13 protein-coding genes are annotated in these 18,322 nt (G+C 60.4%); 3 read left to right on the forward strand and 10 right to left on the reverse strand.

Annotated features, from left to right (window positions below; translation table 11 throughout):
• Positions 1 to 63: 63 nt before the first annotated feature.
• The 9 genes from ACTQYB_RS01770 to uvrA form a co-directional block, all read right to left on the reverse strand.
• Positions 64 to 924 carry an HAD family hydrolase gene (locus ACTQYB_RS01770; protein WP_044098478.1) on the reverse strand — a complete coding sequence of 287 codons (861 nt, stop codon included), beginning with the start codon at positions 922 to 924 and terminating at the stop codon, positions 64 to 66.
• Between the two features lie 356 nt (positions 925 to 1,280).
• A complete protein-coding gene (gene secG / locus ACTQYB_RS01775; RefSeq protein WP_321046876.1) occupies positions 1,281 to 1,532 on the reverse strand; it encodes a preprotein translocase subunit SecG in 252 nt (83 codons plus the stop codon).
• Positions 1,533 to 1,688: 156 nt separating this feature from the next.
• Positions 1,689 to 2,495, reverse strand: coding sequence for a triose-phosphate isomerase (gene tpiA / locus ACTQYB_RS01780; RefSeq protein WP_033492503.1), 807 nt, complete (start codon positions 2,493 to 2,495; stop codon positions 1,689 to 1,691).
• A gap of 128 nt (positions 2,496 to 2,623) precedes the next feature.
• Entirely contained in the window at positions 2,624 to 3,829 is a 1,206-nt protein-coding gene (locus ACTQYB_RS01785) for a phosphoglycerate kinase (protein WP_029576710.1), read from the reverse strand.
• Positions 3,830 to 4,002: 173 nt separating this feature from the next.
• Positions 4,003 to 5,025: a DNA-binding protein WhiA gene (whiA, locus tag ACTQYB_RS01790; RefSeq protein ID WP_033505648.1), complete on the reverse strand. Its 1,023-nt coding sequence runs from the start codon at positions 5,023 to 5,025 to the stop codon at positions 4,003 to 4,005.
• 152 nt (positions 5,026 to 5,177) lie between these two features.
• Positions 5,178 to 6,119, reverse strand: coding sequence for an RNase adapter RapZ (gene rapZ / locus ACTQYB_RS01795; protein ID WP_015450602.1), 942 nt, complete (start codon positions 6,117 to 6,119; stop codon positions 5,178 to 5,180).
• Entirely contained in the window at positions 6,112 to 7,140 is a 1,029-nt protein-coding gene (locus ACTQYB_RS01800; protein WP_441482327.1) for a shikimate dehydrogenase family protein, read from the reverse strand. The genes rapZ and ACTQYB_RS01800 overlap by 8 nt, the downstream gene beginning before the upstream one ends.
• An 87-nt stretch (positions 7,141 to 7,227) precedes the next feature.
• Entirely contained in the window at positions 7,228 to 9,726 is a 2,499-nt protein-coding gene (gene uvrC, locus ACTQYB_RS01805; protein WP_441482328.1) for an excinuclease ABC subunit UvrC, read from the reverse strand.
• A 112-nt stretch (positions 9,727 to 9,838) separates the two neighbouring features.
• Positions 9,839 to 12,775 (reverse strand): excinuclease ABC subunit UvrA, encoded by a 2,937-nt coding sequence (gene uvrA, locus ACTQYB_RS01810; protein ID WP_033505873.1) that lies wholly within the window; start codon positions 12,773 to 12,775, stop codon positions 9,839 to 9,841.
• 254 nt (positions 12,776 to 13,029) lie between these two features.
• Here uvrA and ACTQYB_RS01815 point away from each other — a divergent pair, with 254 nt between their 5' ends.
• Positions 13,030 to 14,631, forward strand: coding sequence for an ABC-F family ATP-binding cassette domain-containing protein (locus ACTQYB_RS01815; RefSeq protein ID WP_033492498.1), 1,602 nt, complete (start codon positions 13,030 to 13,032; stop codon positions 14,629 to 14,631).
• Between the two features lie 77 nt (positions 14,632 to 14,708).
• Here the strand turns inward: ACTQYB_RS01815 and ACTQYB_RS01820 are convergent, their stop codons facing one another.
• Positions 14,709 to 15,416: an SGNH/GDSL hydrolase family protein gene (locus ACTQYB_RS01820; protein ID WP_441482341.1), complete on the reverse strand. Its 708-nt coding sequence runs from the start codon at positions 15,414 to 15,416 to the stop codon at positions 14,709 to 14,711.
• 231 nt (positions 15,417 to 15,647) lie between these two features.
• On the opposite strand from ACTQYB_RS01820, the gene ACTQYB_RS01825 reads away from it, so the two are divergent.
• On the forward strand, positions 15,648 to 17,459 hold the full coding sequence (locus ACTQYB_RS01825) for a bifunctional ADP-dependent NAD(P)H-hydrate dehydratase/NAD(P)H-hydrate epimerase (RefSeq protein WP_033505654.1): 1,812 nt from the start codon (positions 15,648 to 15,650) through the stop codon (positions 17,457 to 17,459).
• Positions 17,460 to 17,546: 87 nt separating this feature from the next.
• Entirely contained in the window at positions 17,547 to 18,296 is a 750-nt protein-coding gene (locus ACTQYB_RS01830) for a DUF4232 domain-containing protein (protein ID WP_441482329.1), read from the forward strand.
• The last annotated feature ends 26 nt before the right edge of the window (positions 18,297 to 18,322 follow it).

An 18,322-nucleotide genomic window follows, 5' to 3' on the forward strand; every position in this document is an offset into this window, starting at 1 on the left:
GTTCAATTCGATTCCGGGGGCATCACCATCGTCATTTGGGACGCTCATACCACTGGAAGATGCTCACATCCCCCAGTGCCGTTCAATCCATTGGGCCACACCATCCTCATTATTCGACGGGCAGATGTCATCCGCGATTGCCAACACCTTGGGATTCGCATTCGACACCGCTACACCGGTTCCCGAGCGCCGCATCATCGCGATATCAATCAGATCGTCGCCGAACGCAACGGTCTGCGACAGCGGAATATTCATCGACGCGCAAATCCGTTCCAGCGACCGTTCCTTGTTCGCCTGCGGGTTCATCAGCATCCACATTGATCCTTCGGAGATGCTCACCGAAAAATCGTCCGGTACTAGCCTACCCAACACCGACCACTGGTACGGATCGGGAAAGATGATGATCTTGTCGGCCACGCCATCGGGTACGTCCGTGAAATCCGTGATGACGAAGGTCTGCGTTTTCCAGTAGACGCTGACGTCAAAATTCGTGTACCGGACGTCATCCATGACGATGCCGATCTTCAACCCCGGCAATTCATGCACAAGATACCTGCACACCTCGCATGCGCGTCGGGATGAGAACCCGATTTTCATCAGATGCCCGTCATCGGGCAATACACCGCTGGTGAGCATATCGACGTCGGACGCAGACGGATTGGTGTCGATCAGTGCCCCGTTGAGGTAGATGCACGCGTCGACTGGCAGTCTGTCGACGACCTCGTATCCAGTGCTCACCGGGCGTGCCGTCGCAACGGCGAATCGAACGCCCGCGTCATGCATCCGCCACACGGCGTCGATGGAATGCTCGGTGAGATACCGTTCCTCGAAAGTCGGGGCATCGTGCATCAACGTTCCATCAAGATCGGCGACGACCAAACGCACGGGCGTATCGCAGCGGTCCCGGTTATTATCGTGATTCATGGGTGCACCATGTTCAAGTCGGTCCCTATGTTCGGGACGCTCGGGGGTGGTGTCTGTCCCCGATTGGGATGATGATGCCGCCTCAATCATTGTTGCTTCCTCTCCCCCAACCGACCGATGCATGGGATTACCGCCGTTGCGCGATTGCTTTCCTGGCGAGGGGTGATGTTGGGCTGAGCATTTGATAGGCCGATGGATACAAAATCCGCCCTGTCTCCGTATGGGAAGCAGGGCGGTTTCATGACGATGCTGTACTGATATCCGCTGATATCTATCGCGCTGAATTACCGTGACGATAGCGAAGGAGCCGGCGAGACTGCATAGCGTGACGTCTGTGTGCCGGAATTCGCAACGATTCAGCCGCCGATATTGAATTTAGTGAACAAATCGAGGGCGATAATCAGAGCGACCCAAAGCACCGCGATAATCACCGTCCAACGGTTCAGGTTCTTCTCGGCGACGCCTGAAGAGCCCGCGTTCTGGGTGAGACCGCCGCCGAACATGTCGGAAAGGCCGCCGCCCTTGCCCTTATGCATAAGAATGAGCAGCGTCAACAGGAAGCTGAGTACAACGACCAGAATCTGGATAACCAGCTTGAGAACAGCCAAACCTGACACGAGTTGAACCTCCATTGTGTGTAACTTATCTAAGCATAGCGCAACCGCGGGATTTTGGCATGCTAACCCCGAAAGGGGCAAGGCACTCTGACAAACGGCAAGAATGCAGTACCGCAAAAACTCATTTCCGCCGGGCGCGGCCCCACGCTACTTGCGGCCCGACGCCCCAGATTTCGCCACCAGCCGTACAATCTTGGCGAGTTCCTCCGGATGCAAGGACGCGCCACCGACAAGGAAACCATCGACATCGGGTTGGGTGATCAATTGGGACGCATTCTTCGAGGTCACCGACCCGCCGTACAAGATACGCAGGCTCGTGGCTGTCTCATCGCCGAAGGTCTCACGGATATCGTCACGAATCGCCTTGGCTGCATCCTGGGCTGACTGCGGGGTGGCCACCATGCCGGTGCCAATCGCCCAAACCGGCTCATATGCAATCAGCAGCTTCGTGGCCTCTTCCACAGACAGGTCACGGGTCACATCCCGCACTTGGCCGACGGCGAAATCAAGCTCGATGCCCTGCTTGCGTTCCTCGTAGCTTTCGCCCACACACAGGATGGGCCGCATGCCAGCTGCGAGCACGGCGCGGACCTGATCGACGATATTCGCGTCATCTTCCGGATGGTATTTGCGTCGCTCCGAATGACCGACAATCACATATGAACAACCCAGCGCCGCCAGCATATCTGCGGAAACGTCACCGGTGAACGCCCCTTGCGAAGTCACGGACACGGATTGCGCGCCATACTTGATGGGCAGATCATCGGCTTCGACCAGCACCTGGACACTGCGAATCGACGTGAACGACGGCATCAACGCGACCTCGCACGTGCGCGGATCCACATGAGCGTCCCGCAACAGCCATGCGAATTTCTGGACGAAATAGGTCGCCTCGAGATGATTGAAGTTCATCTTCCAGTTCCCCGCGACCAGCGGAATCCGATTCACCGCCATACCATCTCCATCCTTGTCAACAACCCCGACACCACTTTTCCGGCGACGATACGTGCACGACACCGGGAAACACGTGTGCGGGCACGCCGGTCACGACATGCCCGCACACGGTTCGCCGTCCATGCGAATTACTCGAGCACCTTCAGACCCGGAAGCTCCTTGCCCTCGAGGAACTCAAGAGAAGCGCCACCACCGGTGGAGATGTGGGAGAAGCCATCCTCCGGGAAGCCGAGGTTGCGCACGGCAGAAGCGGAATCGCCGCCGCCGACGATGGTGAACGCACCGGCCTTGGTCGCATCGACCAGCCCCTGCGCCACAGCGCGGGTGCCCTCAGCGAACTGAGCGACTTCGAAGACACCCATCGGGCCGTTCCACACGACCGTCTTGGAATCGACGATCTTGTCGTGGAACAGCTTCTGGGAATCCGGGCCGATATCCAGACCCATCTTGTCAGCCGGGATGGCATCCGCCTTGACGACCTCCGGAGCGATCGGGGTGTCGCCAGCCGGGAAGCCGGCGTTCACGACGATATCGGTCGGAAGCACGAGCTCGACACCGGTCTTCTCAGCGGTCTCGATGTAGCCCTTGACCGTTTCGAGCTGGTCTTCCTCGAGCAGCGAGGTGCCGACTTCATAGCCCTTGGCCTTGAGGAAGGTATAGACCATGCCACCGCCGATGACCAGACGGTTGGCGCTGCCGAGCAGGTTCTCGATGACGCCGAGCTTGTCGGAGACCTTGGAACCGCCGAGCACGACCGTCAGCGGGCGTTCCGGGTTCTCGGTGGCGCGGGACAGCGCCTTGACTTCCTTCTCGACCAGCAGGCCGGCCGCGGAAGGCAGGAACTTGGCGATGGAGTAATTGGAGCCCTGGGCGCGGTGCACGACACCGAAGCCGTCGGAGACGAACACGTCGCCGAGTTCGGCGATCTTCTTCGCATAGGCGTCGCGCTCGGCTTCGTCCTTGCTGGTCTCCTCAGGGTTGAAACGCACATTCTGCAGCAGCACGACGTCACCGTCGTTCATCGCCGCGACCTTGGCATGGGCGTCCTGGCCATAGGTGTCCTCAGCGAGCGGGACATCGACACCCAGCAGCTCACCGAGGCGCTTGGCAACCGGCGCGAGAGACAGTTCAGGAACAACCTTGCCCTTCGGACGGCCGAGATGCGCCATGAGGATGACCTTGGCGCCGTCGGCGCGCAAAGCCTTGATGGTCGGCAGGGCGGCACGGATACGGCCGTCATCGGTGATCGTGGTGCCGTCCAGCGGAACGTTGAAATCCGCGCGGACGAGAACGCGCTTGCCCTTGAGATCTCCAAGATCCTTCAGTGTCTTCATGAATATCCTTTCCTAACCGCATGCCACACAGGCCATGCGGGAAGATGGTGACGTGACTACGCCAATTGCGATGATACAGGCAACGAAGAACAAAAGACGCCATCCTTCGCGTGCAGCGAGAAGGATGACGCCGTCAAAGTGGAAAAACGCAACCGTGTCGCGAAACGAGAGGCTCACAACCCCTGTTGCCGCGCATTCTGGACTTTCTCCGCTTTCTGCAGCAGTCGCCGGATGCGCCCTGCGATTGCATCTTTGCTGATTGGGGGATCAGCAAGGCGGCCGAGTTCCTCTAGGCTGGCGTCACGGTGATCGAGGCGAAGCTGTCCTGCCGCACGCAGTTTCGGCGGAATATCCTCGCCGAGGACTTGGAAGGCGTTACGCACTTTTTCGGTCGCTTCTGCGGCTGCTTTCGCGCTACGACGCATATTGGCGTCATCGAAATTCGCCAGACGATTCGTCTTGCCTCGTGGTTCGCCGTCGGTGCGCTTGCCGGTCCATTCCCTTGCGGACTGGGGTGCGCCAATCAGGTTGAGCAGCCGTTCGATGGCGTCAGGATCACGAAGAGTCACACGCTCCGAGCTGCGCACCTGACGTGTTTTTGCACTGATGCCCAGACGATGAGCTGCGCCTTGGAGCGCCAGTGCCGCCTCATGGGTTGGGCAGATGACCTCGAGATAGCCGGCCGTGCCGATGTCCGAGATACGGCCGTGGGCCATGAACGCACCACGCCATGCAGCTTTGATCTGCGGGATTTTCCCGTTCACAATCTCGGGCGGCAGGCCACGAACCACGCGATGGATGCGCGGATTGTACAGTCCCAGCCAGACAGCTAGTCCCATAGCCCCATGATCGACGACGACGTTGTACCGCTGGATGATTTGACCCTGCGGGGTCTTACGGCGGACCGACTTGATGACAGCGTCGAATTTCGGTTGCTTGGCACCGTTCTGCTCGTGCAACGGCTGTCTCTTCGCGACTTCCTGAGCCTGATGCTGGAACTGGTTGACAATGGCATTGCGCAGCCATTTTGCCGCTTCCAGCGAATCGAACTGTGCGAACAACACGACCTGTTTGCTGCTGGTCTGACGCAGACCGCCGCCAAATTGGAACATGGCGGCCGCCTGAGCCACCATTGCAGCTGGCAGGTCATCGTTAATCGTGGCGAGTTCGCTATTGACATCATCGAGAAGAGCCAAGAGCCAACCTCCTACTTCCTGTTTCTCTTCACTGCCTCTGCAACATGCCGGCATAATCCGGCAAGGTGGCAACGTGTAACTGTGATATCCAATATCTTGGACAAGATTACGACAAGCCGTGTAAATTCAGCTTGGGGCTTTTCGCCATGCGGTCAGGCCTGATGCAGATGACGATGCAGCTCGCGCGCGGACACCGTCACGGACAATCCTTGCGCGCGCAAACGCTCAGCAAGCGCATTGCTCATGGCCACTGAACGATGCTGACCTCCGGTACAGCCGATGGCTATGGTCACATAATGTTTGTCTTCCCTGGCGTAACCGTCGATGGCGATACTGATGGCTCGCTGGTAGGCGTCAAGGAACTCCTTGGCACCCTTGCTCGAGAGCACATAGTCGCTCACCGGTTTGTCCAGACCGGTCAGCTCACGCAGGGAAGGCACCCAGTACGGATTGGGCAGGAATCTGACATCCGCCACGAAATCGGCATCGATCGGGATGCCGTATTTGAATCCGAAACTGAAGATATGAACCGAAACCGTGGTGGGGCCGGAGCCGAGTAACGCCTCATACAGTTTGGTAGACAGCTGATGGATGCTGAGCGACGACGTGTCGATCACCATATCCGCATGTTCCTTGAGATTGGCGAGCAACGTACGTTCTTCTAGAATGCCATCAATCAGCCGGTTGCCATGCTGGAGCGGATGCGGGCGACGGACGGACTCGTACCGTTTGATCAGCACTTCGTTGCTGGCATCGAGGAACAGGATGCGCGTCTTGACACCCAGATCATCAAGATGACTGAGCACCTCGGACAAATCGTCGAAATAGCTGCGCGAACGAACATCCACCACGGCTGCGAGCTTGTGGACCTTCGAACCGGAGGATGTCATCATATCGACCAGCGGGATCAGGAGTTTCGGGGGCATGTTGTCGACAACGTACCACCCCATGTCCTCGAGTGCATCCGCGGCATGCGTGCGTCCGGCTCCGCTCATACCGGTGATGAGCAGCACCTCGAAAGAATCGGCGGGATCCGGTCGATCGCCATTTCCCGTGGCGGCGGTCGCAGGGCTTTGTTCGCTCGTTTCAGCCATTCAGTGCCTCCAATAACGCTTCTCTCATTGCATCTTCCAGCGGGGCATCGACTTCCTCCATGACTGCCGGCTGATCCCCGTTCCAGCGTTCCGCTCCCCTGCCGGTCATCAGGCATACCTGCCCGATGGCTTGATACAGGAGCATGTCCTCGCCGCCGATGGACAGGCCGCCCGCCTGCGACCAAGCGCGGTTCAATGCGCTGGGACGTGGATCATAGGCGACGTCGAGCAAAGTGCCGTGTACCATGGCTCCGGCTTCACCCAAGGCGTCCGCAATGGGATCCGCGGCCCTCGACGGGAGCGTCGAAATCACGATATCGCAATCGGCGATCGTCTCAGGGACACGGTCGATCATGATGATGTCGACGTCGATGCCGATGCCGGACAATCTGCCGTTGTCTCGATGCTCGGCAAGTGCGACGATGTCCGCATTATGCTCTGGATGGCGTGCGGCTACGGTGATACACCGCACCACCGCTCCCTCCGGGGAAGACAACTGAGACAATGCGGCGATCGCGGACATCGCGGTGTTCCCGTTGCCGATGACCAACGCGTGCATACCATGCCTCTGGGGTCGCATATCCGCTCCTGCCGTCTGCCACGCGTGGCGGATGGCGAGGTCGATGCCGTCAACGTCCGTGTTATACAGGCGCATCAAGGGAAGGCCGTGCTCTCGCGCCGGGCCGGGGATGCCGGGCTCGTCCCAGTCGAAGACCACGGTGTTGGCGACGGCAAGCCTGCGCGCCCACATATTGGAGGGAAGCCCGTACGGCTGGATGGTGCGTTTCAACGGCATGGTGAGGCTCAGACCTCGCCAACTCGAATCAAGACCTGACAGAAACGGCCCAAGATGATCCTCGTCGATCTCGTAGCGGTGATACGACCACGTGCCGGCGAGGCCGAGCGCACGGTAAGCTGCCTGATGCAGCGTCGGAGAGAGTGAATGCCTGATCGGCTTGCCGAGCACCGCACACTGGTTGCCGGTAATCGGAGCTCCCGCGGAATCCTCGATATCCATCATGCGTGTGCCTCCCCGTGTTCTAATCGTGTCTTCATACCGCGCACCCGTTCGGTGACGACGTTTCCGGCATTGCCCATGGTAGCCGAATCACTCGTCCTTCGCGTGGAGCGCCGCGTACACGGCTTCGGCCTTGGCGTGGCCGACGCCCTTAACCTGTTCGAGCTGTTCGATACTCGCCTCGCGCATTGCCCTGACCGATCCGAACGCGTTCAGCAGACGCTTCTGGTAGGACGGCCCGATGCCCGGAATGTCGTCGAGCGCGGAACGCAAAGCCCCTTTTCTGCGTGTCTGACGATGGTAGGTGATGGCGAATCGGTGCGATTCGTCGCGCACGCGTTGCAACAGGTACATGCCTTCGGATTGGCGCGGGAGAATGATCGGATAGTCATCATCCGGGACCCACACTTCCTCGAGACGCTTCGCAAGACCGCATACGGCGACATCGTCGACCCCGCAGTCATGCAATGCCTTCGCCGCCGCCATGACCTGGGGTTTGCCGCCATCGACCACGACGAGATTCGGTTTATAGGCGAAATGACGCCGTTGGGTGTTCTGTTGGATGACTTCGTCCACGGCGGCATCCTGTACGGCGCCCTGTTTGACCGTGTGCTGAGCCAGGATCGACTGCGCGGACCCGGACACGCCGGCAGACCCCGACGTACCGGCAGCTTCTGCCGTCGTCGCCATACCTGCCGGTTCGCCGTTGCCGGTTTCGGGCCGGTCTGTGACGAGGGACGCATGCTGTTTGGACGCATGCTGTCCGGCTTGCCGGATTCTGCGCTCGTTGTCCATGCTGTCACCGGAGTCGCCAGCGATATTTCCATGGCGGAATCGTCTGGTCAGAGTCTCATACAGTGCGCTCAAGTCGTCGAGCGCGCCTTTGCCGTCATCACCGCGGATGGCGAAGCGGCGGTATTCGGATTTCTTGGCGATGGCGTCTTCGAACACCACCATCGACGCCACCTGATAGGCGCCTCCGATGGTGTTGGAGATGTCGTAGCATTCGATGCGCAGCGGTGCCTGGGGCAATCCGAGCGCGTCCGCGACGTCGTTCATCGCTTGGGTGCGGGCGCCGATATCACTGATTCTGCTCATTTTGCTACGTTGCAACGCTTGGGCGGCGTTGTCGTTGGCGCGTTCCATCAGGGTCCGTTTTTCGCCGCGACCAGGGACCCGAATCGTGACTAGCGATCCGCGTTCGCTGCTGAGCCATGCCTCGAGGTCAGCCCGTCTTGCCGGCTCGATGGGCATGAGGATTTCCCGCGGCACCGGAGCGATCGGGGCGAGCAAGTCGGCGCGGCCGGTTTGTTCCAACCGCTCGTGGCGGGTTCTTGTCGCCTGCGCCCTGGTGAGGCTGTCTGAAGCGGTGACGCTCTGGGTAGCTCCGATAGCGTCCCTGCGTTCTAGAACATTGATTGGCTGGGCGCCCTCGCCGGTACGGGAGCTTTGGACGCTACCGCGTTCATGGAGTAAATCGGCATACACCTGGACGATGAGATCGGACATCAGTTCGTCATCCCCGATATCCTCGACACGTTCGACGGTCCAGTTGCGTTCGCCGCGAATCGATCCATCTCTGACGAAGAACACGTGGACCGACGCTTCAAGCTCGTCAGAGGACAGGCCGAAGACGTCGGCGTCCACATCCTGGTCGAGAACGACGGAATTTTGCTGCATGACGGTTTGCAGCATCGCGATTTCGTCCCGCAGCCTTGCAGCGCGTTCAAAATCAAGGTCGTCGCTCGCCGTTTTCATCTCCCGGCCTAGCTGGGCGATGTATGATTTACCGACCCTTCCGGTGAGCACACCGACCAGCCGCTCGCATTGGCGGCGATGGTCGGCCTCGCTGATACGTCCGACGCAGGGTGCGGAACATTTGCCGATGGAGGCGAGCAGGCATGGCCTACCGGTGAGACGCGCCTTGTTGAACACCCCGTCCGAGCATGTGCGCACCGGGAAGGTCTTGAGCAGCCTGTCCAGGCTGTGCCGAAGATCCCACACCTTCGCGTATGGGCCAAAATACCTGGTATCGCGCCGTTTTCTGCTGCGCGTCACCCATACGCGCGGCACGCTTTCCCCCACCGAGACGGCGAGGTACGGATAGGTTTTGTCATCACGGAACACGACATTGAACCGCGGGTCGAATTCCTTGATCCATGTGTATTCGAGGGTCAGCGCCTCAAGCTCGGTGCCGACCACCGTCCATTCCAAGCTTCGTGCGGTGAGCACCATGGTCTGGGTGCGAGGATGCAGCTGGTCAAGAGGCTGGAAATAGTTCGTCAGACGGTTGCGCAGGTTCTTCGCCTTACCGACGTAAATGACCCTGCCCTCGCCGTCACGCCACTTGTATACGCCAGGTTCCGCGGGAATGTCACCGGTTTTCGGGCGGAAAAGGTCTCGTGAGTCGCCAAGCAGCGGGGCCCCGTTCGCGTTCACGCCCCGCGACGCGCCCACCTTGCCGCCAGTTGCGTCGCCTGCAGGGCCGTCCACGGTCGTGGAATCATGCCCCTGCGCAGCCTGCTCGGCCAGAATCCCCTTGGCTGTGGCACGCCAGCGATCAGGGCTGTGGCGCTCGATGATGCCCATCTGCTCGTCGGTTCCTTTCCATGGTTACCTGTCGTGTTCTGGTTCCGGTGCGTTGACGTACATGTACGTCCCGCGCCCATACCGTTCCCGGTTTCCCGGAGTTCCCTGAGGTTCAGAGCATGTCCTTGAGGAATCGGCCGGTCCAGCTGTTCGCGTTCTTTGCGACCTGTTCCGGCGTGCCCTGAGCGACGACAGTGCCGCCGCCATCGCCGCCTTCAGGACCGAGATCGATAATCCAGTCCGCCGATTTGATGACGTCGAGGTTATGCTCAATCACGATGACTGTATTGCCTTTGTCGACAAGCCCCTGCAGGACAAGGAGCAGTTTGCGTACATCTTCGAAATGCAGGCCGGTGGTCGGCTCGTCGAGAATGTAGACGGTTTTGCCGGTGGAGCGCCGCTGCAACTCGGTCGCCAGCTTGACTCGCTGCGATTCACCGCCTGACAGGGTCGTCGCCGGCTGTCCCAGACGGATATATCCCAAGCCGACCTGAGTGAGCGTATCGAGGTACCGGGAGATGGACGGATAAGCTTTGAAGAACTTTGCCGCCTCCTCGATGGGCATGTCGAGCACGTCCGCCACCGATTTACCGTTGTATTTGACTTCCAGAGTCTCGCGGTTGTACCGCTTGCCGTGGCATTCCTCGCACTGGACGTACACGTCGGGCAGGAAGTTCATCTCGATCTTCAACGTGCCGTCGCCGTGACAGGCTTCGCAACGGCCTCCTTTGACGTTGAACGAGAACCGTCCCGGCCCATAGCCTCGCACCTGGGCTTCGGGAGTCTTGGCGAAGAGCGCACGAATCTTGTCCCACACACCGGTGTACGTGGCCGGATTGGACCGTGGGGTCCTGCCGATGGGGTTCTGGTCGACATGAATGACCTTGTCACACTGTTCGATGCCCTCAATCCTGGTATGTTTTCCTGGCACGATGCGCGCGCCATTGAGTTTGTCAGCCAACACGGGGTACAGAATCGTGTTCACCAACGTGGATTTGCCCGAACCGGACACGCCAGTGACACAGGTCATGACGCCCAGCGGGAAGTTCACATTGATGTTCTTGAGGTTGTTCTCCCGAGCGCCGACAACAGTGAGCCTCCGGCCAGCGTTGGTACGTCGACGACGTTTCGGCACTTCGATCGCACGCCGCCCGGCGATGTAGTCACCTGTGATGGAGCGCGGCGCATCGATGATATGCGCAGCCGGCCCGGAGTAGACCACTTCGCCGCCGTGTTCACCCGCTCCGGGGCCGATGTCGACCAGCCAGTCCGCGGTTTCAATAGTCTCCTGGTCATGCTCGACGACAATCAGGGTATTGCCCAGATCGCGCAGATGATGAAGCGTTTCGATCAGCCGCTTGTTGTCCCGCTGGTGCAGGCCGATGGAAGGCTCATCCAACACGTACATGACCCCGACGAGTCCGGAGCCTATCTGCGTGGCGAGCCGGATGCGCTGTGCCTCGCCGCCGGACAGGGTCTTCGCAGCGCGCGACAAGGTCAGGTAGCTCAATCCGACATCGTTGAGGAACGTGAGACGTGCCCTGATCTCCTTGACCACCTCGCCGGCGATCGCGGCGGCGGAACCTTCCAGACGCAGGTTCTTTATCCATGCGAGACCGCGTTCGACCGGCATATCGCACACGTCGGCGATGGATTTGCCGTCCACCGTCACCGCCAGCACTTCCGGGCGAAGGCGTTTGCCGCCACACGCCTGGCATGGCACCTCGCGCATATAGGACTCGTAATATTGCTTCATCTGGTCGGAATCCGTCTCGTCATGGCGGCGCATCAGCGTACGCACGACACCTTCGAATCCCGTTGAATATTCGCGCAGACGGCCCCAGCGGTTACGGTACGAGACCTTGACCTTGAAATCATGGCCGTACATGATTGCATGACGGACGTCTTCAGGCAGGTCCTGCCATGGCGTATCGAGATCGAATCCCATCTCCTCGCCGAGGCCTTCCAACACATGCCGGTAATAATCACCGGTACCCTTGGTCAGCCCCCATGGCTCGATAGCGCCTTCGTTGAGGGTCTTCGACGGGTCGGGAATCACCAGTTCAGGGTCGATTTCCAGGTTGTACCCGATGCCGGTGCATGCGGGGCATGCGCCGTACGGGGCGTTGAATGAGAAGGTGCGCGGTTCGATTTCGTCAAGCTCAAGCTGATGGCCGTTCGGGCACGCCCGCTTTTCCGAGAACGGACGCCGACGGTTCGGGTCGTGTTCGTCGAGATCGACGAAATCCGCGACGACCAGGCCTTTGGACAGTTTCAGCGCCGTCTCGATGGAATCGGTGAGCCGTTGGCGGATGCCGTCCTTGATGACTAGACGGTCGACGACCACTTCAATGGTGTGTTTCTTCTGCTTGGCAAGTTTGATGTCGTCGGACAGTTGCCGCATGTCGCCGTCGATCAAAGCGCGGGCGTACCCGTCGGAGCGCAGGAGTTCAAGCAGATCCACGAATTCACCTTTGCGGCCTCTGACCACGGGGGCGAGAATCTGGAAACGGGTGCGCTCCGGCATGGCGAGCAAGGAGTCAACCATCTGCTGCGGGGTCTGCGCGCTCACCGGTTCGCCGCACACCGGGCAATGGGGCTCTCCGGTACGCGCGAACAGCAATCGCAAATAGTCGTAGATTTCGGTGATGGTGCCGACCGTCGATCTGGGGTTGCGGTTCGTGGTTTTCTGGTCAATCGACACCGCAGGGCTCAAACCTTCGATGAAATCGACATTCGGCTTGTCCATTCTCCCCAGAAATTGCCGCGCGTAGGCGCTTAGGGATTCGACATATCGGCGTTGTCCTTCGGCGAACAGCGTGTCGAACGCCAGCGACGATTTTCCCGACCCGGACAATCCGGTGAACACCACCATGCGATTGCGTGGCACTGACAGATCGACGTTCTTGAGGTTGTGTTCGCGAGCGCCTTGGATGGTGATTTTCAGATCGTTGGGGATGTGGCTGATATCGGCGACGAGGGAGCCGTCATGCTCCCGCAATGGCGCTTTTGCGAGCTCCCGCTGCAGGAACGAATCACTGTCGAGGATATGCTCGGTCGCGGTGGTGCGATGCTGGTGCTGCGCCTGTTGTGCTGTGCTCACGTCTTGCCTCCGATACGTCTGGTGCTGGGTTCTAGGATACAGGCAAGCACGACGAAATTCGAACAGATGTTCGATATTGGGTTGAACCGCGGGAGAGTGCCGCGCGTGTCGCGCCATGACATGCCCGGCACGTCGGCGCCCCATGGGTAAGATAACCCGTTGGACTTTGACCCGGATGATGAAAGAAACGGCAGGTTGGCATGGCTATCGAGGCAAAGGGACTGGAGATTCAGATCGGTGCGCGTACATTGCTGCATCCCACTGATTTCCATGTCGTCAAAGGCGACAAGATCGGTCTTGTCGGCCGAAACGGCGCAGGCAAAACGACACTGACGCGCGTGATCACCGGTGATATGCTCCCCGCCGCGGGTTCTGTTCGCATTTCCGGCAAGCTTGGGTATCTTCCCCAGGACACGCATGCCGCCGACCCTACGCAGACTGCGTTGGACAGGATGATGAGCGCACGTGATATCGCGACGATCATTTCGCGTTTGCGCAAGGCGGAAAAGGATATGACCGATCCTGACCCTGATGTGATGACCAAGGCGATGAACCGGTATGACAAGGCCATGCAGGATTTTGAGAAGGCAGGCGGGTATGCCGCCCAGTCCGAGGCGATCTCGATGGCCGATAGCCTGGGTCTGCCGCAAGAGGTGATGCAGCAGCAGCTGGGCACATTGTCCGGTGGCCAGCGGCGGCGCATCGAGCTGGCGCGCATCTTGTTCTCCGACGCCGACACGTTGATTCTCGACGAGCCGACAAACCATTTGGATGCTGATTCGATTGAGTGGCTGCGTGGCTATCTCAAGCGTTTCGAAGGCGGTTTCTTGGTGATCTCCCACTCCACGGAACTGTTGGATGAGGTTGTGAACAAGGTGTGGCATTTGGACGCCCAGCTTGGCCAGATCGACATGTATTCGCTGGGCTGGAAGGCCTATCTGCACCAGCGTGTGGTCGACGAGGAGCGCCGCCGCCGTGAACGCGAGGTCGCGGAGAAGAAGGCGGAACGCCTGATGAAGCAAGGCATCCGGCTGCATGCGAAGGCTACGAAGGCGGTCGCCGCCCAGAATATGATGCGCCGCGCCGAACGGTTGCTCGCAGAGACAAGCGAGGCGGAGAAGAAGGAGAAAGTCGCCGACATCCGCTTCCCGGAACCGGCGCCTTGCGGCCGTACCCCGATTATGGCGAAGGATATTTCCAAGGCCTTCGGATCCAATATCGTGTTCGCGGGTATCAATCTGGCAATCGACAAGGGTTCACGCGTCGTGATTCTTGGCTATAACGGAGCCGGCAAGACGACGACGTTGCGGATCCTGGCCGGCGAGGAGCAGCCGGATACCGGCGAAGTGGTGTATGGGCACGGTTGCAAGATCGGGTATTTCGCTCAGGAGCACGACACGCTTGATATGGATGCGACGGTGTTGGAGAATCTCCAGCATGTGGCTCCCGAGCTTGACGACACGCATACGCGTTCGATTCTGGGCAGTTTCCTCTTCTCCGGTGATGACGTGATGAAGCCGACGAAAGTGCTCTCCGGCGGCGAGAAAACCCGATTGGCGCTCGCCACGCTGGTCACGTCCCGTGCGAACGTGTTGCTGTTGGATGAGCCGACCAACAACCTCGACCCCGTCTCCCGCGACGAAATCCTCAAGGCGATTGCGAAATACGAGGGGGCGATCGTACTGGTCACCCACGATGAAGGGGCCGTCGAGGCGTTGAACCCGGAACGTGTCCTGCTCATGCCCGACGGCGACGAGGACCTGTGGAACGACGGGTATTTAGAGCTCGTCGCCGAAGAATAACCGTGGCACTGGGCCAACGGAGCCCTGTCCTATGGGTCTGCGGCTACAGCGTTGCGGACCCATAGCCGCAACCGGTGCTATCGCAGTTCGGAGGTCATCCATCCGCCGAGCATCTGTCCGACGCGTTCCGCCATGCACCGGTACCCGTATGCGCTGGGGTGGAAATGGTCGTGCGCGTAGAAATCGTCTCGATCGGCGTGCACATCCTCGTGGGTCATGTCAAGGAACCTGACGCCATGCTGTTCGCAGATCTCACGGCTGGTCTGCGTCTGCTCGTCGGTCATGTCCGCGATTACGTGACGCAATGACCGCCCCAGCGAAGGACTGCAGTACAGCTGGGCGGCGCTGAACACGACCACATGGTCGGCGCGCCCCTTGGCCAGGTCAATCGACGCTGACAGGTCATCACGCCACTGGGCGATGGTCCTGCGTGCCATCAAATCGTTCGAACCAGCGCACAACACCATGAGATCGGCATGGTGATCGACCTGCGGGAGCAGACGGTACCGAACGCGGCGCATCGTGGCGCCAAGCTTGCCGACGGCACGCCAGTCAACCGGCCTGTCGAGCATATCAGAGAACACCGATGCCATGGCGGGGGTGAATCCCTCGGACTGGTTCTCGACCCCGCAGCCGGCGATCATCGAATCGCCCACGGCGACGAACGACAACGCGTCACCGGGATCATCGGCGTTGACGACACCGTGCCGCTCCCCCCGCGGCTCAGGATCAAGATGGATTGTATGCTGCGCCCATAACGCTTCAGCAGCCGCCACTACGTTCATACCCACGCTCCCTAGTCTCCTCCCGGCTGTTCGCCGATTCGCTCATCCCCACCACTGTACCGCCCTAGGGGAGACGAACACCTTAAGCCGGGTTTTCTTCTTGCTGTATGCAGCTGCGAACAAGGGAACGGGTGGAGCATGATTCACCCGGAAAGGGACTACAGTTGGAAGAGCAGTCCTGATGCCGTGTGCAGCGGGCCTGGACGCCAATGATAGGAAAGGGGCCATGCCATGGGTGAGAGCATCGATCATGAACGCCTGCAAATGCTTAGATTCAACGCATATGCCGCGGACACGGTACGTGAACTGGAGCGGCCGCTGTTGGATGACGGCGTCCCACTGATGCGTATGGCTGCGGCAGCCGCCGCACATGAGGCCAAACGCATGCTCGGCGCCCAAGGCGTAGCGCTCGAGGATGCCAATGTGGTCGTACTCGCCGGAGCCGGCGACAACGGAGGCGACGGCTTGTTCGCCGCGGCGCAACTTGCCGGAGAGGACGCCCGGGTCACAGTGGTCGCCGTCGGACGGGGCCTGCATGACGCCGGTTTCGCAGCGTTCGCGCATAGTGGCGGACGTGTGCTGGTCCTTGACCCGGAAGCCGAGATCCCCGGTTGCGTCACCGGTTTCTCCGCCGGCGAAGCCGGTGAGCGTCTCCGCGTAGCCGTCGATCTGGTCAATCAGGCGGATCTTGTCATGGATGCGATGACGGGGATAGGGGTTTCCGGCGCATTGCACGGCATCGCGGCGACATTGACGTCGGCGTTATTGGATTCGTGGGGTATCGACGGGCGGGCTGGTTCCGAGACGATCCAAGACCATCCGGGCGAACGGCCGCTGGTATTGGCGGTGGACACGCCTTCGGGTATCGGCGTGGACGATGGTACACTCCCCGGTCCGTACCTTACTGCTGACCGGACCGTGATGTTCGGCGCCCTCAAGCCGTGCGCCATGCTGCCTCCCGCAGCGTACGCCTGTGGCAAAGTCACACTCGTCGATTTCGGGTTCGATATCGACGAAGCCGAACCCGCCTCGGAAATGATGGACGCCGACCTCGCTTCCTCCGCGATTCTCGTGCCGTCCGTACATGACATGAAATACACGCGCGGAGTCGTCGGGCTGGTCACCGGGTCGACGCGATATCCGGGGGCTGCGGTTCTGGGGACCAACGCAGCCGCAAGATCAGGCATCGGCATGGTACGCTATCTCGGCCCGCAACGCGCCCAGGATCTCGTGTTGCAGGCGCTGCCGGAAGCGGTCATCGGCAAAGGGCATGTGAACGCCTGGGTCGTCGGTTCGGGCGTCCCCGCGTCCACGGACACAGCAGACGGTGACGATATCCAACGTGAGACGATAACACGACTGCTGGCACATTATGCGCTCGTCGACGAGTCCGGAACCAACGACGACGGTGGCGATGCGGCAGCGCAGGGCACCCATCCTGACGCGATGCCGCCCATTGTCGTGGACGCCGGCGCGCTCGACCTGCTGCCCGCCCGGGTTCCCGGCAATGTGGTGATTACCCCGCACGCCGGGGAGTTGGCGGGTTTGTTGACCAGACTCGATACCATAAACGGGCCGGTTACAGCCGACCAGGTGATGTCAGCGCCCGTCCGGTATGCACAGCTCGCCCATGAGGATACCGGCGCAACGGTTGTACTCAAAGGCGCGATCAGCGTCATCGCCGGAACCGACCCGTACGACAACGACCGCACGCGGATTCTCCTGTGCGGACGCGCCCCCGCATGGCTGGGCACGGCCGGCGCGGGAGACGTACTTGCCGGCATGATCGGGGCGTTACTATCCCAGTCCGATGTGTCCGGATCACCCGATGACGCCCCAGCGGTGGCCGACACCGTCGCCGCGGCCGTGTATCTGCACGGTCTGTCGGCCGCCATCGCCTCGCACGCGACGCAATGCGGGTGGCGCGCGCCCGAAATCTACGGTGCCGGCGAGCGAAATACCGGGTATGTTGCCGGCGAGCCGATTATCGCAAGCGATGTGATACGCGCCATTCCGCAGGCCATCGCCAAGCTCATCGGGTGAAACCCGCGAACGTCAGGTTCCCCATTCCCAGCGACGGTACAGGTACAATGAAGCCATGACGTGGTCGTATGCGTCAGCAGTAGGAGAATGGTAGAAGAGTTTGTGCGCTTCACGGAGGAAGGACATATCATGATCGGTTCCCAGCATGGCAATGGTTCCAACGGTTTGTCGTCCCGTACCGGTTCATCACGGCGGTCCGGGGCTCATTCCCCGGCTCGGGCGTGGGCGGTGATCGCATTGAGTGCGGCGGTGATGGCCGGCTCCCTGTGCGCGTGTGGCTCGACATCCGGAACGAATGCCAGCCCGTCCGCCTCGGCATCGTCCCCCGCAGCTTCGCAATCCCCCTCCTCCACCGCGTCGGCATCCTCACCGTCCGCCTCGGCATCGGTCTCCTCTTCCGCCGCCGCTACCGGCGCATGCACCACGAAGGAACTGACCGCGAAGCTGACGCAAGGCGCGGGTGGGGGCGCGGGAAGCTCCTACCCGTATCTGGTGTTGACCAATTCCGGTTCGCAAACCTGCACGTTGCGTGGATATCCGGGCGTTTCTCTACGTCACGGTGACACGCAAATCGGCGCTGCAGCGAAGCGCGACAGCACAGTCACTGCCTCCACGATCACACTCAAGCCGGGGCAATCCGCGCACAGCGCCCTGCGCATCGTGAACGCTGAGAATTTCGATGCCGCGGATTGCACACCAACAGCTGCTGACACGATGCTCATCTACCCTCCGGACCAGACGGACGCCCTCAGCATCGATGCCACCGGTCTCACCGGATGCGCGGACAAAAACACCCAGATCCTGTACGTTCAGGTATTCCAACCCGGCGAAGAGTGAGCCACGCCCTGTTTGCGATACGTTCC

It is taken from the genome of Bifidobacterium sp. LCP19S3_E9, from assembly GCF_052121135.1.
Lineage (GTDB): Bacteria > Actinomycetota > Actinomycetes > Actinomycetales > Bifidobacteriaceae > Bifidobacterium > Bifidobacterium thermacidophilum.